This is a genomic window from Streptomyces sp. NPDC037083, assembly GCF_055606485.1.
In genome coordinates this window covers 42,421-67,649 of the sequence record NZ_JBVJSQ010000015.1, presented here as the reverse complement: position 1 = coordinate 67,649, position 25,229 = coordinate 42,421, and the positions used below count along the sequence as shown (strand labels likewise).

Below are 25,229 nucleotides of genomic sequence, written 5' to 3'. Positions count from 1 at the left end.
CGTCCGGCGGTCCTGCCGTACGGACCGGTCTAGCGGCGGCTCCAAGCGCCAGGAGCCGCCCGGCCGACGACATGCGAGGTCTCCCGGCCGCGTGTCGCCTGCCGGGACGAAACCCCGTCCTACAGGACGGCCACCGTTTCGGCGTCGCCGTACCTGAACCCGTCGTTGTCGAAGTAGAAGACGGTGACCTTGACCTTGTCCCCCTTGTCGAAGTGTGAGCCCGCGGCCGGGCGCAGGGTCACCAGCGCTACATGGTCGTTGTAGTCGCAGACCAGCTTGTCCTTCTTGATGGTGCCCGCAGCGATGGACTGGTCGTGGGGACTGTGGTTGAGCGTCGTCGCGTTGGCCACGAGTTGGTGGTCCATGCCGGTGTCGCAGGAGTAGGTGACCTTCACCTGCAGGCCGGGGGTGTGCTGCGACACCTTGTCGATGGTCAGCAGGTTGGCCTTGGCCGTTGCCGAAGGCGCGGTCGCCAGGGCGCCGGCACCGATCAGAAGAACGGTGGCTGCGGTTCCGGCGACGCGTCGGCGGAGAGTGGATGACGTCATCTTGGTTGTTCCTTCCCCCTTGCGCAGTCACCCTTGGTCGAGGTGTGGAGAAATCTCCAACTAGGCGGGCAACTGCGGCAGTTGTTCGGATCGACCTGGATGTTACGTGATCTCTGACTGATTCCGGTGCTGGATTGCAGGCGGAGCTTCGTGAGGAATGCCGCACCCTGCCGGGTGAACCACTCCGGGCTCGACATCGTCGGCGGCGGGTGTGGGCTCCGGTATCGGAGGCTGGTAGATGTGCCGCAATCACTCGTGGCACGGCGGTGCGGGCCGCCGCAGTGCTTGCGACGCAGTCACTCTCGTTGCCGCCCTGGTCGGAGCCGACACATCGCAACGGGCATGCCCAACGGGCATTCCTTCACGGCCCGTGAGGTCCACATCGAGCTCCTGCCGTTCCGCTGGAGCGGTGCCATCGGTCGACTCTGGGCGTGCGCTGCGAGCCTCGAACGCAACGGGCGCGCCGACGGCAGGTCGCGCTCTCCCTCTCGTGCCGGCGGCCGCGCGAGGCGGGGGAGTGCCGCATGTCGTGTCTGTCAGTGGTGCAGGGCATGATCCGGTGGATGCGCTACACCACGTGGACTTCAGACCGCATGTTCGTCTCTTACAGGCAGTACTACCTGCAGGGCGACGACTTTCTCAGCGAGTACGACGACAGCGACACGGTCAGGCGGATCCATGAGGGAAACAGCTTGGCAGCAGGGGGCCCGGAACACCTCACCGTGCTCGCGGGCACGCACACCGGCTGGATACGCCTGACCACCCAGCACTGCGCGGATGAACCACTCCTGCCGGGCCAGGAGTGGGAGACCGTGGTGGACGTGAGCATCTGCAGTACGAGCGGCATCCTGCGGCTCTTCCGATGGGGCGGGGACGTCGAGGACGAGGCCGGGAACTTCGCCACAGCCGGCGCGGGCTGGTACCGCGTCCGCGTCCAGGCTCGCGGACGCGATGAAGGCGATGCGCACGAAGGCGACACTCCTGTGGAAGAGCACTTGCTGAGCGTCTGGCCGGCACCGCCGCAACCCGACACCGTCCATCGTGCAAACGACGCCTTCGCCCGCACGCAGTACGACCCCACCCGGCCTCCCGGCCAACCCATTTGGCCCTGAGCGCGTACTCGCACTGCGTGGAGCCACGAGAGGTGTACGCCGACACGTGGGGTCGTGACGGTACGACGAATCCTGGGGCCGCCACCACGGCCGCCGGCAAGCCCCGCCCCCTGAGCGACAGGACCACTCCAGAGTTCCGAGGGCGGTAGAGGGGGAGGAACCGCACAGCAGGCTCCTGTCCCTTCGCCGAGGCGAAATTTGTGCGCGTGCTCGTGCTGATGGGCGTGCGCACGGACGGCGCCAAGGAGCTGATCGCCATGGCCGACGCCACCGAGAGCCGTCGGGCCCATGACCGATTGAACCGTGGCCCATGGATCGAGTCAGGGTCCCCATGGCCCATGGCCCATGGCCCATGGCCCAAGGATCGGGTCAGGGCTCGCCATGGTCTGGTCCACAGGTCTTGACTGCTGCTCCTCGAGAAGTCCTCGCCTCAGGTCACGCGGCTTACGGGTACTCGTGGACAGCGCCGCCGCCGCAGAGGGGCCGTCAAGCGGCCGGGCCGTCAGTGCCCGCCCCGGGGTCCATCTGCGCCGGGATGTGCCGGGAGGTCCTGCTCTGCCCAGATGATCTTTCCGGACCGGGTGTAACGCGTACCCCAACGGCGGGTCAGCTGAGCAACCAGGAACAGCCCCCGGCCGCCCTCGTCGGTGGTCCGCGCATGGCCCATCCGGGGCGAGGTGTTGCTGGCGTCGGACACCTCGCAGATCAGCTTGTCATGCCGGATCATCCGCAGTCTGACGGGTCCGGTTCCGTGCCGGATGGCATTGGTGACCAACTCGCTGACCACCAGTTCCGTGGTCATCACCAGGTCCTCCAGTCCCCATCCGAGCAGCTGGCGGGCAGCCAGTTCCCTGGCGCTCGCGACGATCGCCGGATCCGTCGGCAGGTCCCACGAGGCGACCCGGTCGGCGCCCAGCGCATGCGGCCGGGCCAGGAGCAGCGCGACGTCGTCGGTCTGCGGGCCGGTCAGCAGGTTGTTCACGACCGCCGAGCACAGCTCCTCCGGCGGCAGGCCGGACTGCGCGAGCACATGGCTGAGACGGGACAGCCCGACGTCGATGTCCTGGTCACTGCTCTCGATGAGGCCGTCGGTGTAGAGGGCGATCAGGCTTCCCTCGGGGAGGGATATCTCTGCGGACTCGAAGGGCAAGGAGCCGAGGCCCAGCGGAGGGCCCGCCGGAAGGTTCGGGAACACGACCTTGCCGGCGGGGGTGACCACGGCGGGCGGCGGATGCCCGGCCCGGGCCATGGTGCACAGCTGGGTGACCGGATCGTAGACGGCGTAGAGGCAGGTTGCGCCCAGTACCGCGGTGGCGATGGGCTCGTCGTCCGCGCCCTTCTCCTCCGTCAAACGGATCACCAGGTCGTCCAGGTGGGCCAGCAGCTCATCTGGCGGCAGGTCCATGTCAGCCAGGGTCTGTACGGCGGTACGCAGCCTGCCCATGGTCGCCGCGGCGTTGAGGCCGTGCCCGACGACGTCACCGACGACCAGGGCGACCCGGGCGCCGGACAGCTGGATCACGTCGAACCAGTCGCCGCTCACTCCTTCCCGGGCGCCGGCCGGCAGGTAGCGCGAGGCCACCTCCATGGCGGTCCCGCCGTTCAGCGCCTGCGGGAGCAGACTGCGCTGCAGCGCCAGCGCCGCGGCGTGCTCACGGGTGTAGCGGCGCGCGTTCTCCACCCACACCGCGGCCCGGCCGACCAGTTCCTCGGCGAGCAGCAGATCGTCCTCCTCGAACGGCTGCGGATGCTCCGTACGCACGAAGGTGGCCACTCCCAGCACGGTGCCGCGCGCGGCCAGCGGCACCCACATCACCGAGGGCGACCCGAACTGCCTGATGCTCTGGGCGCGGGCCGGGTCCTCGGCGACCCACGGGGTGGCGTCGGGGTCCAGGCACGGTTCCAGGATCGAGGTGCCGTTGACCATGCTCTGGATGTACGGCGAGGACATGGGGGCCGCGATCGGGTCGCCGGTGGCGATCACCGATTCCGGACAGCCCTCGTGGATCGACTGCTGTCCGGCGCGCCGCGCCGGATACGTGCCGTCGGGCGGCCGCGAACCGGGTTCATCACCCTGCAGCACCGCTTCCAGCAGATCGACGGTCACGAAGTCGGCGAGCCTCGGCACCGAGAAGTCGGCCAGCTCCTGGGCGGTCCGCATCACGTTCAGGGTGCCCCCGATACAGGCGCTGGCCTCGCTGAGCAGGGCGAGGCGCTCCCGGGCCCGCCATCTGTCGGTGACGTCCATGCCCATGTAGCACACGCCCAGCGGTCTGCCGTCCGGGTCGTCGAGCCGAAAGAAGGAGGTGGAGTAGGCGTGTTCCTGGTGCGGATCCGCCCAGGTCCAGCCCCGGTACTCGTAGTCGATGACCGGCACGCCGGTCTCCAGCACCCGCCGCATCTGTGCTTCGAGCGCCTCGGTGTTCAGGCCCGGCAACGAGTCCGACATCCGGCGCCCGAGCCGCTCCTCGCGCGGCACACCGCCGTAGCGCTCCAGGGTGTCGTTCATCCACACGTACCGCAGGTCGGGGCTGAGCACGGCCATGCCTAGCGGTGACCGGGTGAGAAAGGCTTCCAGCACCTCCACGCTGACCGCCCAGGTCGGAGCCTTCGACACGTCGATCGCCGATACGAGCCAGGCCTTGCGGTCGGCGGTGTCGGACATCGCGGTCACCCGCAGCCCGACCTCGAGGCGACGGCCGTCACGGTGCCGGGCGCCCACCAGGCCGACCCAGCTCTCGCGGGTCTCGCACTCCTCGGCGACCTCGGCCGCCCGTGACGCGTCTTCGGGCTGCGCCAGCAGTGTGGCGGCGGAGCGGTCGAGGAGCTCCACCGCGCCGTATCCCAGGAGCCGCTCAGCGGCCCCCGTCCAGCCGATGACCTTGCCCTTCGCGTCGATCATCGCGGTGGCCATATTCGCCATCTCGAACGGTCCGCGCGTTCCGTTCGGCGTTACCTCCTTGGGCAACATCATGACAGCCGTCCCATCTGGCGGATGGCATATCGGTCATTCTAAGAGTTATCGACCAGCGCTGCTTCCCCTCGAGCCGCATCCGGGTCTCGCTCCGCTCCGGGGTCCCGCGCTCTCTCCGGGGCCTCGCTCTGCTCCGGTGCTCGCTCTGCTCCGGGGGCTGGATCCGCTCCCGCGCCTCGCTCTATTCCTGGCCCTCGCCGGTGATGAGCCGGGCGATCATCAGCGCCACCAGGATGATCGCGCCGTAGATGGCCTGGATCCAGAAGGACGACACCTGCGCCAGGGTGAGCAGATTCTCCAGCATGCCCAGCAGCAGGACCCCGAGCAACGCCCCGGCCAGTGACCCCTTGCCGCCGTTCAGGCTGACGCCGCCGATGACGGCGGCCGCGAACACGGTGAAGATCAGGCCCTGTCCCTGATTGGCGTTGATCGCCCCGACCCGTCCCGCCACCACCAGACCGGCCAGCGCGGCCAGGGTCCCGCCGATGACCAGAACTCCCCAGGCCACCCGGTCGCCCCGGATGCCCGCCGCCCGCGCCGCGGGGGCGTTACCGCCCACCGCGTACACCGCGCGTCCCAGCCGGTGGTAGCGCAGCGCCCACCCGGCGACGGCGAAACAGGCGCCGGTCACCCACACCGAGACGGGAACGCCCAGCCAGTTGTCGGACCCGAGGGCCAAGAACGCGGCGGGGGCGTCGAACAGGGTCTTGCCGGACACCATGCCGACCAGGACTCCGCGCAGCACGATGTTCATCGCCAGGGTGACGATGAATCCGTTGAGCTGGAGCCTGACGATCAGCAGGCCGTTCACGGCCCCGATCAGCGCTCCGGTGAGCGGAATGATCAGCAGGCCGAGCCAGGTGGGCAAGTCGGTGCCGAAACCGGCGGAGGCGGCCGGGATCACGGCCATGAAGCCGAGGGCCGGCGCGAGCCCCGCGATCGACTCCAGTGAGAGGTCCATCTTGCCGCTGATCAGGATCATCGCCTCGGCGAGCACCAGCAGTCCGAGCGCCGAGGAGGCGCTGAGCACATTCAGCAGGTTATCCCGGTCGAGGAAGTTCTCGTTGCTGACCGCGCCGATGACCAGCAGCAGGAGTACGGCGGGCAGCAGCGCCAGGTCGCGGATCCGGCCCAGGGCGAGCGCGCGGACGGGGCGGCGGACCGCTCTGGCCGGCCCGCCACCGGACGCCGGGCCGTTCGGCGCGGTGTCATTCATGTCCGGTGCCGACCCCTTCGATCGAGGCCACGAGTTCTTCGTCGGTCCAGCCGGCGGTGTACTCGGCGGCGAGAGAGCCGTTGAACATCACCAGGACGCGGTCGCAGATCCGCAGGTCCGCCAGCTCGTCCGAGACGACGAGCGCCGCGCGTCCCGCGGCCCCGGCCCGGTCGACGACCGACAGGAGCGCCCGTTTGGACTGCACGTCGACACCCGCCGTCGGATTGATGAGCACCAGGACCTTCGGGTCGGTGGCCAGCGCCCGGCCCATGACGACCTTCTGCTGGTTGCCGCCCGACAGGTTCTTCACCGGCTGGTCCGGGCCGTCCGTCGTGATGTCGAGAGCGCTGATCGTCCGGCGGGTGAAGCCGGCCCGGGTGCGGCGCGAGATCACGCCCAGCCGCCCCAGCCGGTCCATGATGGTCATGGAGGCGTTCTCGGCCACCGACAGTTCCGGTACCAGCCCTTCGTGGTGCCGGTCGCGCGGCACGCAGCCCACGCCCGCGGCGAGCGCCGAAGGGACGCTGCCCGGCCGCGTCGGACGGCCGAGAACCTCGACACTTCCGCTGTCGGGCCGGTACAGCCCGGCCAGCGCCTCGGCGACCTGATGGCTCCCGGAGCCCGCGAGCCCGGTCAGCCCCACCGTCTCGCCGGACCGGATGGCGAAGCTGACGTCCGAGAAGTGCGCGCCGTTCAGCCGGTGCACCCGTACGGCCGCGGCTGCGTCCGCCGCCCGCTGCGGGCGGGTCGCGACGAGGCCGGGGACGGCGCCCGCGCCCCGCCCTCCGGTCATCGCCTCGACGAGTTCGGTCCTGCTCAGCTCGCCCACGGGCGCCGTGGTGATCCGGCGGCCGTCCCGCATGACGGTGACCACCTGGCAGACGGCGTAGACCTCCTCCAGGTGGTGGGAGATGTAGAGAAAGGTGATCCCGGCCTGCTGCAACCGCCGGACCTGGGTGAACAGTCGGTCGATCGCCCGGCTGTCCAGCTGGGCGGTGGGCTCGTCCAGAACGATGAAACGGGTTCCGCGCGAGATCGACCGTGCGATCTCCACCATCTTGGCGTCCTCGACGGTGAGCCGGCCGGCCGGCACGTTCTCGTCGACGTCCACACCCCATGCGTCCAGCAGCTCGCGGGCCGCCGCGCGCGTCCGCCGCCAGCTGATCACCTGGCCGCGAACCGTGGGCTGCCGGTTGACGTACAGGTTCTCGGCGACCGTGAGATCAGGAATGATCGTCGACTGCTGGTAGACGCAGGCGACCCGCCGCTGCCACGCCTCGCGGTCCGCCAGGCCGGGCGCGGGTTCGCCGTCGAACAGGACGACGCCGCGGTCCGCCCGCTGCACTCCGGTCAGGATGGCCACCAGGGTCGACTTGCCGGCCCCGTTACGGCCGACCAGGGCGTGCGACTCACCGGCCCGGACCACGATCCGCGCATCGTCCAGGGCCAGGGTGGGACCGTAGCGCTTGTGGATCCCGTGGGCCTCGGCCACCGCGAGGCGGCCGGCGGCATCGGGGTGGGGGTCGGTCGGTGGCGTCTGGTTCATCGCGGTCTCGCTTCCTGGGGGCCCGGGGAGGCGGTCTCTCGGGTATCAGGAGCTCTTGCCGATCTGGTTGCCCCACAGCGACGCGTCGTCGACGTTGTCCTCGGTCACCAGCGGCGCCGGGAGCTGGTCCTCCAGGATTCCGCTGGGCAGCCGGACGATGGTGCTGTCGTGGTCCGTCGGGCCCGGGTGGAAGGTCTGGCCCTCCATCGCCCGCTTGATGTAGTAGATGCCGTACTTGGCGTACTGGTCGGCCGGCTGGGAGACGGTCGCATCGATCAGACCCTGGCGGATCGCGTCCAGCTCCTGCGGGATGCCGTCGTTGGAGACGATCACGACGTGTCCTGGACTACCGGCCTTCACCAGCGCGTTGTGCCGCCGCAGCGTGCTCAGCGTGGGGGCCAGGTACACGCCTCCGGACTGCATGTAGATGCCCTTGATATCGGGGTTGGCGGTGTACAGCGCCTCCAGACCGGCCGCCGCCCTGTCCGCCTTCCAGACGGCGGGAACGTCCAGCACTTTGATGCCTGGGTAGTTCTTCTTGATACACGCGCTGAACGCCTCCGACCGGTCCCGCCCGTTGACCGACGCCAAATCGCCCTGGATCTGCACGACCTTGCCCGTCTTCACCGCGCCGCCGATCTGTCGGCAGGCCTTCTCCCCGAAGGCACGGTTGTCGGCTCTGACCACCATCGCGACCTTGCCCTTGTCCGGCGCCACGTCGACGGCGACGACCGGCACATGCTTGCGCTCCGCGGCATTCAGCCCGGCGACGATCGCCGCGGAGTCCAGCGGCGACACGACCAGGCCCTTCACGTTCTGGGCGAGCAGATTCTGGATGTCGGTGATCTGTTTGCCCGGATCGGAGTCGGAGTTCACCGTCTGCAGCACGCGGACGTCCTGGGCGGCGGCCTGCTTGGGGATGTAGGAGTCGTACGACTCCCAGAACGGTGAGGTGAGCAGCGGCAGCACCACTCCCACCTTGCCCGAAGCGGTGTCGGTGGTGTTGCTCGTGTCCCCGTCGCAGGCGGTGACGGCCGGCCCGCAGCCGAGTGCGAGGGCTGTTCCGACGGCGGCGATGCGTCGCTTCATGGTGCTCGGCTCCGAGTAGGTGGTCCGTGGTCGGTCATGTCAGTGAAAGGCGTCAGGACATCTGCGGATGCCCTGTATCCCTCCGTCCACGGCGAGTGCCGTCCCCGTGGTGGCACCGGCCAGCGGCCCGGCGAGATACGCGATGGCGTCCGCGACCTGCTGAGCGGTGACCAGGCGGCCGGAGGGCTGGCGGGCGACGAGAGCAGCGCGTTCGGCCTCCGGGTCGTCGGAGTGTTCGAGCAGCCGGCGCACCCAGGGGGTGTCCACGGTGCCTGGGGTGACGCAGTTGACGCGGATGCCCTCACCGATGTGGTCGGCGGCCATGGCCAGGGTCAGCGCGAGCACCGCGCCCTTGCTGGCCGCGTACAGCGCCCGCTGCGGCAGGCCGGCCAGCGCCGCGACGGAGCAGGTGTTGACGATGGCCGCGCTGGGAGACCGGCGCAGATACGGCAGTGCCGCCCGGCTGGTGCGGACGATGCCGAGCACGTTGATGTCCAACACGTGGTGCCATTCGTCGTCCGCGTTGTCCTCGACGGTGCCCAGCGCGCCGATGCCGGCATTGTTGACCAGCACGTCCAGGCCTCCGAACAGGTCCGCCACCCGGCTCACAGCGGCGGCCACCGATACGGCGTCCGCGACATCGGCCTGTACCGGGTGCAGCCCCGCCGGCAGCGGACCGGGACTCCGGTCGAGCACCGCCACCCGGCACCCCCGAGCGGCAAGGGTCTCGGCCGTGGCCAGGCCGATCCCGGACGCACCGCCGGTGATGACCGCGGTCAGCCCCTGGAATTCCGCCCCGGAGTTCATGCCGGGGGGCCCTGGGCCGGAGGCACGTCGTACGGGGCCTGCCAGGCGGCGCCGCCGGGGAACGCGTACGCGGCGAGTGACTCGGGCCGCATCGCGGAGCTGAAGCCGGGAGCGGTCGGGGCTGCGTACCGCCCCCGGACGATCACGGCCGGGTCGAGGAAGTGCTCGTGCAGATGATCCACATACTCGATGACCCGGTCCTGGAAGGTGCCGGAGACCGCCAGGTAGTCGAACATCGCCAGATGTTGCACGAGCTCGCACAGGCCCACCCCGCCCGCGTGCGGGCACACGGGGACCCCGAACTTGGCGGCGAGCAGGAGGATCGCCAGGTTCTCGTTGACTCCGGCGACCCGGCAGGCGTCCACCTGCAGGAAGTCGATCGCGTCCGCCTGGAGCAGTTGCTTGAACATGACCCGGTTGTGCACATGTTCGCCCGTCGCCACCCGCACCGGCGCCACCTCCCGGCGGATCGCCGCAAGACCGAGAACGTCGTCCGGACTGGTCGGCTCCTCGATCCAGTACGGGTCGAACTCCGCCAGCCGCCGGATCCACCCGACCGCCTCGGTGACCCCCCAGCGCTGGTTGGCGTCCAGCGCCATCCGCACGCCGGGGCCGATCGTCCCCCGCGCGGCCCGGCACCGCCGCTCGTCGTCCTCCAGATCGGCGCCGACCTTGAGTTTGATCTGATTGAACCCACGGTCGACGGCCTCCCTGGCCAACCCGGCGACCTTGCTGTCGGGGTACCCGAGCCAGCCAGGAGACGTGGCATACGCCGGATACCCGTCAGCGAGCAGCCGCGCCTCCCGTTCCTCCATCCCGTCCCGCGCCCGCTGCAGGATCCCCAATGCCTCGTCGGGGGTCAGCGCGTCCTCGAGATAGCGGAAGTCGATCAACGCGACCACCTGCTCGGGCGCAAGGTCGGCCAGCAGCTTCCACAGCGGCTTCCCCTCCCGTTTCGCGTACAGATCCCACACGGCGTTCACCACGGCCCCGATGGCCATGTGCACGACGCCCTTCTCCGGGCCCAGCCATCGCAGCTGGCTGTCGCCGACGAGCGAGCGACAGAACCCCCCGAGGTCGGACAGGACCTCTCCCAGCCGCAGTCCCACCACATGCGGGCGCAACGCGTTGATCGCCGCCACCTCGACCTCATTGCCCCGGCCGATGGTGAAGCAGAACCCATGCCCCTCCAGCCCGTCTCCGACGTCGGTGCGGATGATCACATAGGACGCCGAATAATCCGGATCGGGATTCATCGCGTCCGACCCCTCGAGCCGACGAGACGTGGGAAACCGGATGTCGTGGGCGTCCAGCGCCGTGATCCGCCCCAGCGTCGGGTGGGGCCTCATGGCAGGCGGCTCATCGACGTCATCGGGAGAACTCCACACAGTCAGGCCTGACGGCAAGCTCGGACACCCAAATGACTGTATATCGCCCAAAAGCCCCGACCGCACGACCACACGCCTGTGCTTTCGGGGGCTGGGTCAGGACTGCCGCGGAACCTGATCGCTCCGTTGGAGCGGGAGCCGGAAGAACGACTGGTCACGTGTGGAGGGTGCGATCCGCGGCCGACGCGGTACTCGTGGCGGGTCGTGGATGGCGCCGGGCCGAGCAGGATCACGTTCGCACGGGCGTTCAGGAGCTTGAGCTGTCCGGGGCGCTCGACGGATCCATCCACACCTGCCAGCCGTGGCCGTCGAGGTCGAAGAAGCCGCGTGAGTACATGAAGCCGTGGTCCTCGGGGCCGTCCGCCTCGGAGCCGCCCGCGGCGAGCGCAGCCTCGGCGACCGTGTCGACCTCCTCGCGGGCCGACACGCTGATGCGCGGGGAGCATACCGGTCACTGCGTGGCGCAGCCGGTGGATGGACCGGGTACGGTCGCGGACGCGGGCGGTGCGGCGGTTCGTCAGAAGCCCGAGTTCGCCCGCTCGTTGCACGGAGCGGTCCCACGACCTTGCTGACGAGCCGCGAACGACGGCAGCAACGGGGCGGCCAGGACCAGAGTTCATCAAGAACCGGACGCTTCGATGGATCAGCGCCCACGACCGGCATCGCGCCGTCCGAACATCACTTCACGTGAGACAACCACTAAGCCTTGATTGATGCGGCCGACCTGGCGGCCTGCTCGATCTTCGTGCAGTGGGCTGCACGGGCTTCCTCGTCGATCTGCTGCTCGTGTTCGGCGCGCACGCCGGTGCGGCCGTCGAGGCCCTCGCGCAGGATATCGGCGTGCCCGGCATGCCGGATGGTCTCGCCGAGTACATGGACCATGACGGCGAACAGGTTCGTGTGGGTATAAGGCTCCGGCCACCACGGCACGTGGCCGGGGGCGTCGAGGGGAAGCTCGTTGATCGTCGCGTCCGAGTGCTCCCATGCGCGCCGGTAGAACCCGATGATCTGATCGCGGGTCTCGTCCTCGGTCGCCCAGTGGTCGCTGCCGTCGGAGTCCTGCCAGCGGGACAGCGGTTCCGGGGATGGGCGGTCGAAGACCTCGCCGAAGTACCTGGCCTCGACGGTGGCGACGTGTTTGACCAGGCCGAGGAGGTTGGTGCCGGTCGCCGTCAAAGGTCTGCGGGCGTCGTATTCGGACAAGCCGTCGAGTTTCCAGAGCAGCGCCTCGCGGTCCCGCCACAGTCTCCTGTGCAGGTTGTCTTTCGCGAATTCATCGATCATGCGGCATGAGCCTGCCATGGGCTGTTCGTGGTCTCAAGATCCCTACGTGGTCCGCAACGACCGACCGAGCCGAGGCCTGGCCTTGGCCGCCGCCCTCACCTGCTGCAAGAAGCTCGCGAAACTTGTCACGTGAGACAACCTCTCAGGCTCGTCGCCTGCGTGGGATCGTCCGCCGGATGCGCCGCTCCGGTCGGCAGCCATCGGGTCGGCCGCCGTCCCGCAAGGCTGTTGGCCCTGTCGGAGGCCCCGTCCTGACCTGGCCAGCGCTCTGACCGCGCAGGTTCGCGAAGTGGGCGGCGTCGGTGTGTCTGGTCCGGCCTCGGTGATCGGGTTGGCGGAGCCGCTGTCGCCGGCTGCGCTGCGGGCCTGTGAGTCCTCAGTAGCGCTGGGCCTTGGCCAGCACCGGGGTGAGCTGGGGTTCCGGGGGCTGTCTGCTGATCGCGACGGGCTGCACCCGCTTCCCCGGCTCCAGGTTCTCCTTGCCGACGTACCTGGTCTCCACGACCTTCCCGTCGGGGTTCTTGAAGTCGACCTGCACGGCGTAGGAGGCCTTCTCGTCCGTGTTGTTGGTGATGGTGACGACCACGGCACGAAGCCCGCCGGTCGCAGAGGTGGGCAGGCCGGTCATGGTGACGTCGGCCCGTGCGTTGCCACTGCCCTTGACGTCCTTGAGCTCCTTCTCGGCGGTTGCGGCGGCGCGGGCCGTGTCGGCGGAAACCGACGCGGCGAACTCCGACGCCCGCGCGGAGGCGGAGGCCGCTGCTGAGGCCGCCCGCGAGCTCGCCGACTCGATGATCGACGACGCGACCGAAGCGCCGGCGGACGGCGGCGTCCCGCTGAAATTCGATGTCTGGGGCGGCGTCGGTCTCGGAGTGAACGAGGGGGAACCGCTGTCGTCGCCGCTGTCCGAGTCACATGCGACCAGAACGGAGCCACAGGCGATCGCGGCCAACAGGGCAGCGACACGCCGTGACCCTCTTCGGTCCTGGGGAACGCGTCTCCTCATGGGGGGCTCGCCTCTTCCTCCCGCACGAGACACGGGGGCTCATCACCTTCCGCTACCTTCCTGCGCACTCCCTCATGCTCTGTGCCTCGCGCGATGACGGCGAACTACTGAGCCCATTCGGGCGATGGGCCGCCGGCCAGGAGGGCAGCGTCGTCGTCCGCAGCGGTGCAGTGACACGGCAGGTGCGCCGTTGCCATGTGGGTTCCTCTCCCACCATCAGGAAATCCCCTGGCCGCGTGCTGCTGTCGATACCGTCCTTGGCCTGAGCGCAGCCATCGGCGAGACCGCGGGTGATCGTCGGTAGGCTGCGCTGGTGCGCACGGTCGAGGTTTTGCTGGATGAGGCGGCGGATGCGGCCGTGCGGGAGGCCTGGCGGCGGCTCGCGGATGCGGGGTTGCCCAGTCAGGCGCGCCACCGCTCTCCGACCAACAGCCCGCACCTCACGCTGGCGTCGTGCGGGGAGTTGACTGCCCCGATTCGCTGGGAGCTCGCCGAGGTGGCGGCCGCTCTGCCACTGGCGGTGAGGTTCACCGGCGTGGTCCGTTTCGAGCGGCCCACCTCGGTGCTGGCGTGGGCGCTGGACCTCGACAGTGCGCTGGCCGGCTTGCACCGCCGGGTGTGGGAGGCGGTCGCCTCGGACAGTCCGCCCGGCACCCTCAACCCGCTCCATGAACCCGGGCGCTGGAGCCCCCACGTCACGCTCGGCCGGACCCGGCGGACCGGTGCTTTCGCCGGTCGACGGGTCACTGAGCTGCTGCCGGCGCCTCCGCTGTCGGTCCGGCTCACCACCTTGCGCAGCTACGACACCGAAACCGGCGCCTTGGAGGTGCTTGAGCCTCGTTTCTGAGAGGAACCGTCGGCCCCGACCGGTCAGCGCAAAACGAAGGCAGCCACCGCACCTGCCCCGAGCCTCGACAGCGATCTCGTCCGCCCAGTGGGCAGAATTGTTCGGGTGGCAGCACATCCATCGCCGGAGAGGACTCCCGGCGGGCACTTCCTGTTGGAGGGGGAGGGGCGACACGGCTGGGTGTGGCATTGACGGCCATTGCGTCCTGCGCCGATGCCCGATGCCCGATGCCCGGTGAAGAGTGGGGGAGCGCGTCGCAGGTGCCGGTCAGCCCCGGCGGGTTCGCCCTTGTGAGATGCCGGTGACGGCCGCCCCCGCATGTTCGTCCCGCAGGACGAGGACTCGCTGCCCATGCGACCGGCGACGCCGAACAGAACGACGCGCGCCGGTCACAAGGTGGTGTTCTCCCACTCCCCGGGACTGTCGAAGATCTGCTGCAGCAGTCGCGCGAAGGAGTCAGGGTCGAAGAGCAGACCGTAGTACTGCGTCGGGATGCGTTTGTCGTTGATCACAGCGGTGGGCGTCCCCGGTCCGTCGGGCTCCTTCGCGCCCCCGGCCCGCTCGTATGCCTTCTGGGAGGCGGTGACGAAGGAGCGGTACTTCATGTTCTTCACGGCCGCGTCGAACTCGGGGCTGCGCAGGCCTTCGACCTTGCCGGCCAGTTGCAGCAGACTGTCGTCGGTGTACCCGTCGACGCTCTCCTCGGGCTGGTTGGCGTAGAGCACTTCGTGGTACTCCACGAACTTGCCCTCCTCCAGCGCTGCGCGCAGTGCGTTGACCGCCTTCTGCGACCCACTGCCGCCAAGCCGGTCGTCCAGGAAGGAGGCCAAGGTGTACTCGGTCCTTGCCCGGTGGTCGAGCATGGCTTCCCGCAACTTCGAGGAACCGCCGGCGGTCTCGAACTCCTCGCAGACCGGACACCGCGGATCCTCGTAGAGGTGCACGGTCGTCTTCGCGTCCGGATCGCCCACCAGGATGGTGGTGCCGTCCTCTCCGAGTGCCTCCGGCAGCTTCTCCGCTCCCTCGAACGCGGGCTTGCCCTCGGCCGCCCGCTGCCCGCACCCCGTCAGCAGCAGCACTGCGGCCATGCACAGCACAGCCACCCTTCCCCCACGCACCATGCGTCATCCCCTCCCGCGAACAGCGTGACCTTGGATCACTGCGATGACGGCCGACGACACCATTTCCGGTGGTCACCACCATCGAGTGCCCGGAGATCCTGATGCGGTCCTCCACGGAGGCAGTGGCAGAGGAAGAGACAGAGGTGGGGGCGCGGTCGTCCGCCCCCTCTGCTGCCGCAGCCGGGCCCGCGGGGGTACCGCGGCGGGTGCCTGCGGGGCGGCCCTCGATCCACGTGTGCGATGTGCACAGGCCAGGCGTGTGATCCGTGCAGGGCGGACTGTGCGCATCTCACAGAGGGCCGGTGACAGACGAACGATGTCCGTGCTCCGCCCCTCTGCCAAGGTGGAACGGAAGGCCAGAAAACCGCTCAGAAAGGCGTCTGATCCGGAGGCTGTCGTGGACAAGCGGTATGAGGTCTACTGCCTCACCGACACGCATTTCTACGACGCCCCGTCCTCACCCGGCGGGACGCACGCCCGGTTCCGCCAGACGCAGAGCCCGCTCCCCGGATCGTGGAAGCGCGAGAAGGTCGGCGAGTGGCTGGCCCTCCGTCCTGTCGGCGTACGGCTCCCTCCGCAGGGCTGGAAGATCCATGCCTCGGCCTGCCTGGACAACGCCCAGGCCATCCTGGACGAGGTGTGGGACTACTGCGTGCCACGCCGTATCGCGTTCAAGTTCCTCCCCGACCTGGAGACCTTGTTCCTCGCCAACGCCAAGTACGCGCACCGCGGGTCGAGCGGGAAGTTCGTGACCGTCTATCCGAGGGACGAGACCGAGTGCGAGCGCGTCCTGACCGAGTTGGGCGACATCCTCGACGGCCGGCCGGGACCGTACATCCTCAGCGATCTACGCTGGCGGGACGGCCCGCTCCACGTCAGATACGGCGCCTTCGCCGACCGCTACTGCGTGTCGGCCGACGGGGCGGTGGAGCAGGCGGTGGCGGATCCCTCAGGGCGCCTGGTGCCCGACGTGCGCGGTCCCATCTTCCAGGTGCCGGCATGGGTGGACCTGCCCGGATTCCTCGAACCCCACCTGGCCGCGAGCCGGCGGACCACCGTCGCCGACCTGCCCTACCGGATCGACAGGGCACTGCACTTCTCCAACGGCGGCGGACTGTACGCCGGGGTGGACAGGCGCACGCAAGGCCGTGTCGTGCTCAAGGAGGCCCGGCCCCACGCGGGGCTCACGCCGGACGGGGCGGACGCCGTCGCCCGACTGGGGCGTGAGCGCGACGCGTTGGAACGGCTGCGCGGACTGGATTGCGTCCCCGTGCTCCGCGACCACTTCGAACTGGGCGGTCACCACTTCGTCGTCGAGGACCTCATCGAGGGAAAGCCCCTGCACCAACTGATCGTCGAACGCAGTCCGCTCGCCGCGCTGGACCCGGCTCCGGGCGCCTTCGCCGACTACACCGCCTGGGCCCTGGACGTGCTCCGGCGGGTGCGGGAGGCCGTCGCGGCGGTCCACGCGCGGGGCGTCGTCATCGGCGACGTGCACACTTTCAACGTCATGGTCCGGCCCGACGACACGGTGGTCCTGATCGACTTCGAGGGCGCCTCGGACGTGGCCCACGCCCGGCACCAGGTGCTGGCGGCCCCGGGCTTCCACGCCCCGAGCACCGCCACCGGTTTCGACATCGACCGATACGCACTGGCCTGCCTGGAGATCGCCCTGTTCCTGCCGCTGACGGGTCTGATCGAACTGGACCGCGGCAAGGCGGGCCAGTTGGCCCGGGAGAGCGGCCGGCTGTTCCCGGTGCCCGACCGCCTCCTCGACGACGCCGTGCGCACGATCACCGGCGACGGCGCACCGACCACCGGGGCCGACGACGAACGCCGTCTCGACCCCGACCACAACGGCTGGCTGCGCGCCCGCGAGTCCATCACGTCCGCGATCCTCGCCTCCGCCACGCCCGAGCGCGACGACAGGCTCTTCCCGGGCGACATCGAGCAGTTCACCGCGCCCGGCGGCGGCCTCGGCCTGGCCCACGGCGCGGCCGGGGTGTTGTACGCGCTGGACGTGACGGGCGCAGGACGCCACGCCGACCACGAGGACTGGCTGATCCGGCACGCGCTCCACCCGCCGCCCGGTACCCGCCTCGGCCTCTATGACGGTCTGCACGGCGTCGCGTTCGTCCTCGACCGTCTCGGTCACCACGAGGAGGCCGTCAAGATCGTCGACATGTGCCTCGGCGAACGCTGGCAGAACCTGGCTCTCGACCTCAAGGGCGGGCTGTCCGGCATGGGGCTCAGCCTGCTGCGTTTCGCGGCCACCACCGGAGACGCAGCCTTCCGGGACGCCGCCCGGTGCGTGGCGGCCACCGTCGCCGACCGGCTCGGCCCCGCCGACGCCGTACCGGAGACCAGTGGTGGCGACCACCCGAGGGCGGGGCTGATGTACGGCTCGTCCGGGCCCGCGCTGCTGTTCCTGCGCCTGCACGAGTACGACGGCGACCCGGCGCACCTGGACCTCGCCGCGACCGCCCTTCGCCAGGACCTGCGCCGCTGTGTCATCCGTGAAGAAGGCTCGATGGAGGTGAACGAGGGATGGCGTACCATGCCCTATCTCGCCGACGGCAGCGTGGGCATCGGCATGGTCCTCGAAGACTTCCTGACCCAACGCGCGGACGACGAGTTCGCGATCGCCGTCGACGCGATCCGCAACGCCTCCCGGGCGTCGTTCTACGTCGAACCCGGCCTCTTCGACGGCGTCGCCGGGATGATCCTCCACCGCAGCCGCGCCCACCCGCCCGGCACCGCCGCCGCGCGGGACCCCGTGGTCGCGGCCCACATACGCCGCCTGGCCCGCCACGCCTGCGTGCTCGACGGCCGACTGGCCTTCCCCGGCGAGCAGTTGATGCGACTGTCCATGGACCTGGCCACCGGCGGAGCGGGCGTCGTGCTCGCCCTGGGCGCCGCCTGCCACCCCACGCCCACCGGACTGCCCTTCCTGACACCGGGCGTGTCCGCACATGACTTCCCCGTCCCCCACCACGTTCGAGAAAGGAGGTGAGCGTATGTCACTCCTCGAACTGCAGGGTCTGACCATCGAGTCGGAGACCGGCCTGAAGCCACCGCTGGGCAGCCGGGCGAGCAAGGGTTGTTTCCTCGGAGGAGGAAGCCTCTTCAGCATCCTGTTCTGCTAGCGGCCAGGGCTCCTGACACGACGGCGGGGGCACCTCGGGTGCCCCCGCCCCTTCCGCCCACCCCTGCGCTCCGGGAAGCCAGGGCGCCGCCGAGGGACCAGCACGACGACGGGAGCGGCCGTGGACCGACGCGAGCAACCGGGCGGCCGACGCGCGGCGGACCGTCTGCTGCTGACGGCGGTCCGGCGAGGCGGAGCCTGGGGTGCCGTCCTGGTCGCCACGTCCCTGCTGCTCTCCGGGATCTACGTCGTCCTGCCCGCTCTCATGGGCCGTACCGTCGACGCCGTACTGGGCCCCGACGACATCACCCTGTGGCTGACGCTCTCGACCGTCGCCGTCGCCGTGCTCATCGTGTGCGACGCACTGGACGACTACGCCGGCGCCGTCGCCAACGCCCGCTCCACCGCCTGGCTGCGGCACACCCTGCTCGGGCACGTCCTCGACATGGGTCCCCGAGCCACCCGCCGCCACACCCCCGGCGACCTGACCGCGCGGCTGGTGGGCAACACGAGCCAGGCAGGCAGCGCCCCCTCCGGTCTGGTGTGGGCGATCACCGAACTGATTCCCCCGATCGGGGCCGTGGTGGCCCTCGCCCTGATCGACCCCTGGCTGTGTCTCACCTTCCTCAGCGGGCTTCCGCTGATCGTCCTCATGGTCCACGCCTTCGCCCGCGACGTCTCCGACGTCAACGACCGCTACTTCGCCACTCAGGGCCGTATCGCCACCCGGCTCGCCGACGCCCTCACCGGGATCCGCACCATCACCGCCGCCGGGACCCTGGCCCGCGAGACCGACCGCGTCCTCGCACCGCTGCCGGAACTCCACCGGCACGGCCGGGGGACGTGGCGTGCCCTCTCCCGCGTGTCCGCCCGGGACGCGGTGATCGTCCCCCTGCTCGAAATCGCCGTCCTGGCCGTGGCCGGACTGGAACTCGCCCGGGATCGCATCACACCGGGTCAGCTGCTGGCCGCGACCGAGTACGTCGTACTGGCCACCGGTGTGAGCTCCCTGGTGGCCTCCGTCGGCAGACTGGCTCTCGCCCGTGCCACCGCCGGGCGGGTCGCCGAGATACTGGACTCGCCCCCGATGGCATACGGTCACGCCCGGCTGCCCACCGGAGGCGGCGGCCGACTGGAGTTCCACCACGTCACCGTTCGCGCTCCCGAGGGCGGCACGGTCCTGGACGGCGTCGACCTGGAGATCCCGGAAGGCGCCCTGACCGCCGTCGTGGGGCGCTCCGGCTCCGGGAAGTCCCTGATGGCCGCACTGGCAGGCCGGCTCACCGATCCCGACGAGGGCGAGGTACGGCTCGACGGCGTACCACTGCGCGACCTGACCCGCACGGACCTGCGCCAGGCCGTCGCCTACGGCTTCGAACGGCCCGCCCTGCTGGGGGAGACCTTCACCGAAGCGATCGCCTTCGGGCCTTCGGCGGAGCGGGTCCCGGACGAAGCGGTGCGGGAGGCCGCCACGATCGCCCGCGCGGACGCCTTCCTGCGCACCATGCCCGACGGCTACACCACCGCCGTCGCCTCCGCCCCGCTGTCCGGCGGAGAGACCCAACGGGTGGGACTGGCCCGCGCGTTCACCCAGTCCGCCCGGGCCGGCCGTCTTCTCGTCCTGGACGACGTCACCGCCAGCCTCGACACCGTCACCGAACACCACATCACCCAGGTCCTCACCGGCTCCGGCCCCCTCGCCACCCGCACCCGGCTCGTCGTCACCCACCGCGCCTCCACCGCCGCCCGCGCCGACCTGGTCGTCTGGCTGGACGCGGGCCACGTCCGACGGCAGGCCACCCACCGGGCGCTGTGGAGCGATCCGGGATACCGAGCCGTCTTCCGACCGGACAACGAGGAAGCCCGTCGACATCCGGCGGGTTCCCGCGACGGCGGACGCCCGGCGTCGCAGCATCGCGGGGGCAGACGGTGAACACGGGCGCGCGCCGGCTGCTGCGCTCCACCCTCCGTACACGGCGCCGTCCGTTCGTCCGGCTCACCGGCTGGTCACTGGTCCAGGCCGTACCCGCGCTGCTCTCCGGCCTGCTGGTCGCCCGGGCCGTCGACGACGGCTTCCTCGCCGACCATGTCCCCGAGGGCCTCGGCTGGCTCGGGCTGCTGGCCGTCGCCACCCTGGTCGGCGCCTGGGGCACGCGGCAGGCCACTCTCCAACTGGCCGAGGTCGTCGAACCGTTCCGGGACGACCTGGTCGCTCTCGTCACCACCGGCACACTGCGCCGCTCCGCCCGTCTCGGCCGTCCCCCCGACTCGGCCGGGGTGGCCCGCTTGACCGAGCAGGTCGAGATCGCCCGCGAATCGTACGGGGCGGTCGTGATGTTCGTGCAGACCTTCGCCGTCACCGCCGTGAGCGTGCTGATCGGTCTGACGGCACTCGATCCGGCGCTCCTCCTGTTCGTCCTGCCACCGCTCATGGTCGGCCTCACCCTCTTCCTCCTGGCCCTGCGAGCCCTGGCGGCCCGCCAGCGCAGGGTCGTGCTCGCCGACGAGGCGATCGCCGAACAGGTGACCGCCACGGCCGACGGCCTGCGGGACGTGACGGCCTGCGGCGCCGAGCCTCTGGTACGCCATCGGCTCGACGGCCGCATCGACACGGCCGCCGAGGCGGCCCGCGCCCTGGCCCGCCTCACCGCCCTGCGCACCGCCGCCCTGGGCATCGGCGGCTGGCTGCCCGTCGTCCTCATCCTGGCCGGCACCCCGTGGCTGCTCCGCGGGGGGATGACCACGGGCGCGATCCTGGGCGCCTTGACCTACCTCTCGCAAAGCCTCCAACCGGCCCTGCAGCACTTCGTCCGCGGAGTCGGCGGCAGCGGCCTGTGGCTCCTCGTCACCACCGCCCGCATCCTGGAAACGACGACGGCCGCGCCGGCGACCTCGGGGACGACGGGGACCGCGTCCGCGGCGGCTCCCGCGTCAACGGCTCGGGGGGCGCCCCCGCGAGAAGCCGCCGCCACCGGCGCCGAGCCCGGCAGCACACGGTTCACCGGCGCCGATGCGGCGAAGCCCGGGACACAGGGCGCGCCCGTCGGCCCGCACCCCGCCGCCGAGGCGTCACCCTCGGCCCCGCGTTCCTCCCCCGTGCCGGGGGAGGTGTCGCCAGGGGGAGCGGGCGTCGAGCTCCGTGAGGTCACCTTCGGTTACGCCCGGTCCGCCGGACCCGTCATCCGTGACCTCGACCTCACTCTCACGCCGGGCACCCATCTGGCGGTGGTCGGCCCCAGCGGCGCCGGGAAGTCCACGCTCGCCGCGCTCATCGCCGGTGTGCTGGAGCCGCAGTCGGGCCTTGTCCGGCTGGGCGGTGTCCCCGTCCGTTCCCCGGCCCCGGACGCTTCACCGGATGCGCACGCACTGTCGAAATCGCGCGTGCTGATCCCGCAGGAGGCGTACGTCTTCACCGGCACGCTGCGCGAGAACCTCTCCTACCTCCACCCCACGGCCACACAGGCCGACCTCGACTCGGCCGTCGACGCCATCGGCGCGGCCGCCCTCACCGAACGCCTCGGCGGCTACGACGCACCGGTGGAGCCGGCCCTGCTGTCCGCCGGGGAGCGCCAGCTGATCGCCCTGGTCCGCGCCCTGCTGCCCCCCGCCCGGCTGTTCCTGCTGGACGAGGCCACCTGCCACCTGGACCCGGCAGCCGAGGCGGTCGCCGAACACGCTTTCGCCGCCCGCCCCGCCACCCTGATCGTCTGCGCCCATCGGATCAGTTCCGCCCTGCGCGCCGACCTCGTCCTCGTGCTGGACGGCCCACGCCATCACCTGGGCACCCATGACCGTCTGATGGCCGACTGCGTCCTCTACCGCGACCTGATCGGCCACTGGGACCACATGACGACCGACACGCGGGACGTGGCTTATGCCGCCCATGCGGCTCATGTGGCCCATGCGCCCGACACGGCCGACTAGTCCGGCGTGCCGAGACGGCCGAGGCGACGAGCGGTGTCCGGTCCTGATCCGCCTGTCCTCCGCCTCCACGGTTCCGTGGGGCCTACAACCACCCCGCCTCGCGAGCGATCCGGATCGCGTCGATGCGGTTGCGCGCCTCGGTCTTCCTGGAGACGGCGTTCAGATGATTGCGGACCGTCCCCACCGACAGCGACAGCCGCTCGGCGATCTCCCGGGTCGGCGTGCCGTCCGCCGCCAGCCGCAGCACTTCCAGCTCCCGCGGCGTCAACGGGCTCTCCGCCGAGCAGAGCGCCAGCAGGGCCAGCTCCGGGTCGACGAACCGCTCACCTCCGGCAACCCTGCGCACCCCGTTCGCCAGGATGTCGCTGGGGCCGTTCTTGCCGACGAGGCCTGCGACGCGCGACGCCAGCGCCTGCCTCAGGAACCCGGTGGTCGCCGAGTGGGTCACCAGCAACGTCCGGCACTCCGGCAACCGCAGGGCCAGCTCTCGTGCGGTTCCGAGCGCTGCGTCCTCACTTCCGTCGCTGTCGATGACCACCACGTCGGGCTGGTACGACAGCGCCCGCGCCACCGTCTGCTCATGTCCCGGATAGACGGCCACCACCTCGATGTCCTCCTCACGGGCCAGCAAGGCGGCGAGTGCCCCGCGCAGCAGGTCCGTCTCTTCGACCAGCAGCACCCGGATCAACATCGCTCCCGATCGGTCACCAGCGCAACGTGCCTCTGACACTGTGACAACACCGTACGACGTATCACCACCTATGCCCTTGATTGTCGGACGCCCCGGTGTCTCAACCCCCCAACGGCGGGTGCGGACGGACGCATCCCCCCTCGGGTTCGTGTACCGAATCTCGGCGCCGGCGCAGCCCGACACGCAGCCCCCTGGCCGTCCGCCACCGGCGCGCCCGCATCCTCACCGTCGACGCCTCGCCCACCCGGCACGCCGTGACCGGCAACCCGTACGGCCACCTCACACCGGGCAGGCCCGCCCGCACCGCCGTGCAGCACACCGAGACCGGTAACGAAGACGGCGGACGGCGCGGTGGCCCGTCATGCGCCGATCAGTGCTCGCAGAGGGAGAATTCTCGCTCGTAGAGTTGCTCGTTGTGTTCGTCGACGAAGAACTTGCGTTCCTGCATGAGTTGTTCGCGGTAGTCCTTGGCCTGTTCGAGCGTCATGGTCGAGGTGGCGGACCATGGTTGTTGCGGTGCCACATCGGATGTCGAGACGATGTTTTCCGACGGGTCGACCAGGAAGAACGCGAGAATTTTGCGATGTCCCGGGCGGGTGGGGTCTGCGAGGCGGAATGAGCCGACGCGGTGTTGCAGGATGTTGGGGAACGCCAGGCAGCGGCCCGCTGGGGTCGGTGTCGATCCCAGCATCTGGTTCAGCGGGTCTTCGTCCTCGAGGCCGTAGACCTCGCGCAGACCGTTGTCGTCGTTCTGTTCGTAGTGCGGATCGTCGAGTGCCGCCCGGAAGCTCAGTCGGCTTTCGGTGATGTTCTCGCTGTCCCAGTAGTAGATGCCGGTCGAGACGATCCGCTCGTTCATCATCCCCTCGACATGCCAGGAACCGCCGGGGTACTCGGGCTTGTCCGGGGTGAGGTGAATGGTGGCGAGCTTGACGATGACCTGGAGACGGCGGCCGCGCAGGTCGACCCGGGCGGATTCATCGGGCAACGCGGGCGGCGTGAAGGCCGGGGCGTCCGGGACGGCCGGGCGGCGGTTTTCCCACCAGTCGTCCTGGGCCGCTTCCCATGCACGGACGGCTTCTGCGTAGGTCCCATCGTCACTGTAGGCGGATTTGTTCGGGTACTCCGGCTCCGAGTCGTACCACCCGAAGGGATCGGCCTCGATCCGCAGGGGCCGCGGATGGCGCAGATCGGTGAGCACGTTCTCGAACAGCGGGCGCAAGCGCGCGAACAAGTCCGGCAGGAGGGAGGCCAGTTCGCGATGAGTCTCGGGGTGAACGTTGTTGACGTACGAACGGAAGGCGACCTCGCCGTCGTCGCTGACGTCCACGTCCGTGGGCAGCCACTGGAACTTCTCCGAGAATTCGTACTTCGAGTAGCGGTCCGTCGGGTTCTGCCAAGCCCTCTCGGGTGCACCGCTCACTTCTCTCACCAGGCAGAAGAGCGAGGGATGAACCAGATCCAGCACCTGGCCGTCGGATCCGGGATGCCAGTCCTGTTCTGCTTCGGGAACCCGTTCAAGAACCCGAACCGCCTCGCGCAGCCGGGTTCTGAGCTCGTCGTCGACCAGTGTGTCCGACTGCCACACCCCGTCGACGGCGGACACCTCGACGCCGGTTCGTCCGTCCCGCAGTGCGGCGTAGTGCCGGAGTTCGGCCAGCACGTAGCGAACCTGCGCTTCGGTGAGGCCCTGGGCGACCGCTTCTTGCGTCCACCGGGAGACGATGTCGGCATCGTTCATCTTGTTGAACCATTCCGGCTTCGCCCGAATGAGCGAGCTGCACTGCATCATCTGAAGTTCCCGCAGCGTTCGGGGTGTCTCGAACGATATGGAACGGGAGGCATGAAACGGCAGCGGGAAAGCAGTCAGGCCAGTCAATTCTCTTGGTCCTAGCGGTCGGTGTGCGGTGGCGGGAAGGATACTTCAGCACACTGACACCGCAGCCGCGGTCCCCGTCATCACTGGTCCGGGTGCCAGGGCTTCATGTGGTCGCGTGGTGTCCGGTTCGCGCTCGATGTGGCCGTGGAGCCGCCACGGCGTCGGCGCCCACGACGGGAGCGGATGGGCGGGATGCCGCACACCAGCGGAAGAGCCTGACTGCCGTGGAGGTTCACGGCGGAGATGCCGATCGGCGAGGGCAGACCCGGCGGTCGACGATCAGGGGGATTCTCGATCCGTTGGTGACATTTCCTGTTCAATGCAGTCGATCACTTCGTCCATGGTGGGGCGGTCGTACGGGTCCTCTTCGAAGCACCTTCCCAACAGGGAGCTGAATTTCTCGGAGAACAGGCTGGGGTCATAGTCGGGCCGGCGTCGAACGTTGCTGGAGAGATATTGCGCTACCTTGCTCACGGTGCTGGCCACAGTGCGGTGTTCGTTTTGCCAGGTGCCTGATGCCGCAACGACTGCGGTAACCGCGAACGAGTACACGTCGTTCGCGGTTGTCACCCTTCCGTCGAAACGCTCGGGAGCCATGTAGCCCAGTGTGCCTTTTCGGTTCCTGAGCTCCTGTCAGCTGGGTCAGGCCGAA

At 69.9% G+C, this 25,229-nt stretch carries 19 protein-coding genes and 2 pseudogenes; 6 read left to right on the top strand and 15 right to left on the bottom strand.

What is annotated here, in order from left to right; translation table 11 throughout:
- Positions 1–119 precede the first annotated feature (119 nt).
- A complete protein-coding gene (locus ACZ7DE_RS33110; protein WP_470767685.1) occupies positions 120–548 on the bottom strand; it encodes a hypothetical protein in 429 nt (142 codons plus the stop codon).
- Positions 549–1,111: 563 nt separating this feature from the next.
- On the opposite strand from ACZ7DE_RS33110, the gene ACZ7DE_RS33105 reads away from it, so the two are divergent.
- Positions 1,112–1,660, top strand: coding sequence for a hypothetical protein (locus ACZ7DE_RS33105; protein WP_470767683.1), 549 nt, complete (start codon positions 1,112–1,114; stop codon positions 1,658–1,660).
- A gap of 502 nt (positions 1,661–2,162) precedes the next feature.
- Here the strand turns inward: ACZ7DE_RS33105 and ACZ7DE_RS33100 are convergent.
- The 9 genes from ACZ7DE_RS33100 to ACZ7DE_RS33060 all read right to left on the bottom strand — a co-directional run bounded on the left by ACZ7DE_RS33100 (position 2,163) and on the right by ACZ7DE_RS33060 (position 12,970).
- On the bottom strand, positions 2,163–4,634 hold the full coding sequence (locus tag ACZ7DE_RS33100; protein WP_470767681.1) for a SpoIIE family protein phosphatase: 2,472 nt from the start codon (positions 4,632–4,634) through the stop codon (positions 2,163–2,165).
- A gap of 181 nt (positions 4,635–4,815) precedes the next feature.
- Complete coding sequence (locus ACZ7DE_RS33095; protein WP_470767679.1) at positions 4,816–5,850, bottom strand: ABC transporter permease; 1,035 nt, start codon at positions 5,848–5,850, stop codon at positions 4,816–4,818.
- Positions 5,843–7,396, bottom strand: coding sequence for a sugar ABC transporter ATP-binding protein (locus ACZ7DE_RS33090; protein ID WP_470767677.1), 1,554 nt, complete (start codon positions 7,394–7,396; stop codon positions 5,843–5,845). Before ACZ7DE_RS33090 ends, ACZ7DE_RS33095 begins: the two co-directional genes overlap by 8 nt.
- Before the next feature lie 45 nt (positions 7,397–7,441).
- Complete coding sequence (locus ACZ7DE_RS33085; RefSeq protein WP_470767675.1) at positions 7,442–8,485, bottom strand: sugar ABC transporter substrate-binding protein; 1,044 nt, start codon at positions 8,483–8,485, stop codon at positions 7,442–7,444.
- Between the two features lie 39 nt (positions 8,486–8,524).
- Positions 8,525–9,292, bottom strand: coding sequence for an SDR family NAD(P)-dependent oxidoreductase (locus ACZ7DE_RS33080; RefSeq protein WP_470767673.1), 768 nt, complete (start codon positions 9,290–9,292; stop codon positions 8,525–8,527).
- On the bottom strand, positions 9,289–10,641 hold the full coding sequence (locus ACZ7DE_RS33075; RefSeq protein WP_470767671.1) for an L-fuconate dehydratase: 1,353 nt from the start codon (positions 10,639–10,641) through the stop codon (positions 9,289–9,291). Before ACZ7DE_RS33075 ends, ACZ7DE_RS33080 begins: the two co-directional genes overlap by 4 nt.
- A gap of 286 nt (positions 10,642–10,927) precedes the next feature.
- Positions 10,928–11,107: a VOC family protein gene (locus ACZ7DE_RS33070; protein WP_470767669.1), complete on the bottom strand. Its 180-nt coding sequence runs from the start codon at positions 11,105–11,107 to the stop codon at positions 10,928–10,930.
- Between the two features lie 272 nt (positions 11,108–11,379).
- Positions 11,380–11,964 carry a DinB family protein gene (locus ACZ7DE_RS33065; protein WP_470767668.1) on the bottom strand — a complete coding sequence of 195 codons (585 nt, stop codon included), beginning with the start codon at positions 11,962–11,964 and terminating at the stop codon, positions 11,380–11,382.
- A 376-nt stretch (positions 11,965–12,340) separates the two neighbouring features.
- Positions 12,341–12,970, bottom strand: coding sequence for a hypothetical protein (locus tag ACZ7DE_RS33060; RefSeq protein WP_470767666.1), 630 nt, complete (start codon positions 12,968–12,970; stop codon positions 12,341–12,343).
- Positions 12,971–13,283: 313 nt separating this feature from the next.
- Between ACZ7DE_RS33060 and ACZ7DE_RS33055 the strand changes: the two genes are divergently transcribed.
- The gene (locus ACZ7DE_RS33055; RefSeq protein ID WP_470767664.1) at positions 13,284–13,817 is read left to right on the top strand and encodes a 2'-5' RNA ligase family protein; all 534 of its coding nucleotides are present in this window, start codon (positions 13,284–13,286) and stop codon (positions 13,815–13,817) included.
- Positions 13,818–14,206: 389 nt separating this feature from the next.
- Here the strand turns inward: ACZ7DE_RS33055 and ACZ7DE_RS33050 are convergent, their stop codons facing one another.
- Positions 14,207–14,905 carry a DsbA family protein gene (locus ACZ7DE_RS33050; RefSeq protein ID WP_470767662.1) on the bottom strand — a complete coding sequence of 233 codons (699 nt, stop codon included), beginning with the start codon at positions 14,903–14,905 and terminating at the stop codon, positions 14,207–14,209.
- A gap of 430 nt (positions 14,906–15,335) precedes the next feature.
- Here ACZ7DE_RS33050 and lanKC point away from each other — a divergent pair, with 430 nt between their 5' ends.
- The 4 genes from lanKC to ACZ7DE_RS33030 all read left to right on the top strand — a co-directional run bounded on the left by lanKC (position 15,336) and on the right by ACZ7DE_RS33030 (position 22,007).
- Positions 15,336–17,951, top strand: a complete 2,616-nt coding sequence (gene lanKC, locus ACZ7DE_RS33045) for a class III lanthionine synthetase LanKC (protein WP_470767660.1) — start codon at positions 15,336–15,338, stop codon at positions 17,949–17,951.
- A gap of 4 nt (positions 17,952–17,955) precedes the next feature.
- Positions 17,956–18,084, top strand: coding sequence for a SapB/AmfS family lanthipeptide (locus tag ACZ7DE_RS33040; RefSeq protein WP_470767658.1), 129 nt, complete (start codon positions 17,956–17,958; stop codon positions 18,082–18,084).
- 120 nt (positions 18,085–18,204) lie between these two features.
- Complete coding sequence (locus ACZ7DE_RS33035) at positions 18,205–20,016, top strand: ABC transporter ATP-binding protein (protein WP_470767657.1); 1,812 nt, start codon at positions 18,205–18,207, stop codon at positions 20,014–20,016.
- The gene (locus ACZ7DE_RS33030; RefSeq protein WP_470767655.1) at positions 20,013–22,007 is read left to right on the top strand and encodes an ATP-binding cassette domain-containing protein; all 1,995 of its coding nucleotides are present in this window, start codon (positions 20,013–20,015) and stop codon (positions 22,005–22,007) included. The genes ACZ7DE_RS33035 and ACZ7DE_RS33030 overlap by 4 nt, the downstream gene beginning before the upstream one ends.
- An 82-nt stretch (positions 22,008–22,089) precedes the next feature.
- On the opposite strand, the gene ACZ7DE_RS33025 is transcribed toward ACZ7DE_RS33030, so the two are convergent.
- From ACZ7DE_RS33025 to ACZ7DE_RS33010, 4 genes and pseudogenes are all read right to left on the bottom strand, one after another.
- On the bottom strand, positions 22,090–22,698 hold the full coding sequence (locus ACZ7DE_RS33025) for a response regulator transcription factor (protein ID WP_470767652.1): 609 nt from the start codon (positions 22,696–22,698) through the stop codon (positions 22,090–22,092).
- Between the two features lie 370 nt (positions 22,699–23,068).
- Positions 23,069–24,577: a DUF4246 domain-containing protein gene (locus ACZ7DE_RS33020; protein WP_470767650.1), complete on the bottom strand. Its 1,509-nt coding sequence runs from the start codon at positions 24,575–24,577 to the stop codon at positions 23,069–23,071.
- A gap of 155 nt (positions 24,578–24,732) precedes the next feature.
- Positions 24,733–24,875 (bottom strand): annotated as a pseudogene (locus ACZ7DE_RS33015) (IS5/IS1182 family transposase); the annotation flags it as partial.
- A pseudogene (locus ACZ7DE_RS33010) lies at positions 24,857–25,192 on the bottom strand (protein kinase domain-containing protein); the annotation flags it as partial. The pseudogenes ACZ7DE_RS33010 and ACZ7DE_RS33015, both read right to left, overlap by 19 nt.
- Positions 25,193–25,229: the final 37 nt, after the last annotated feature.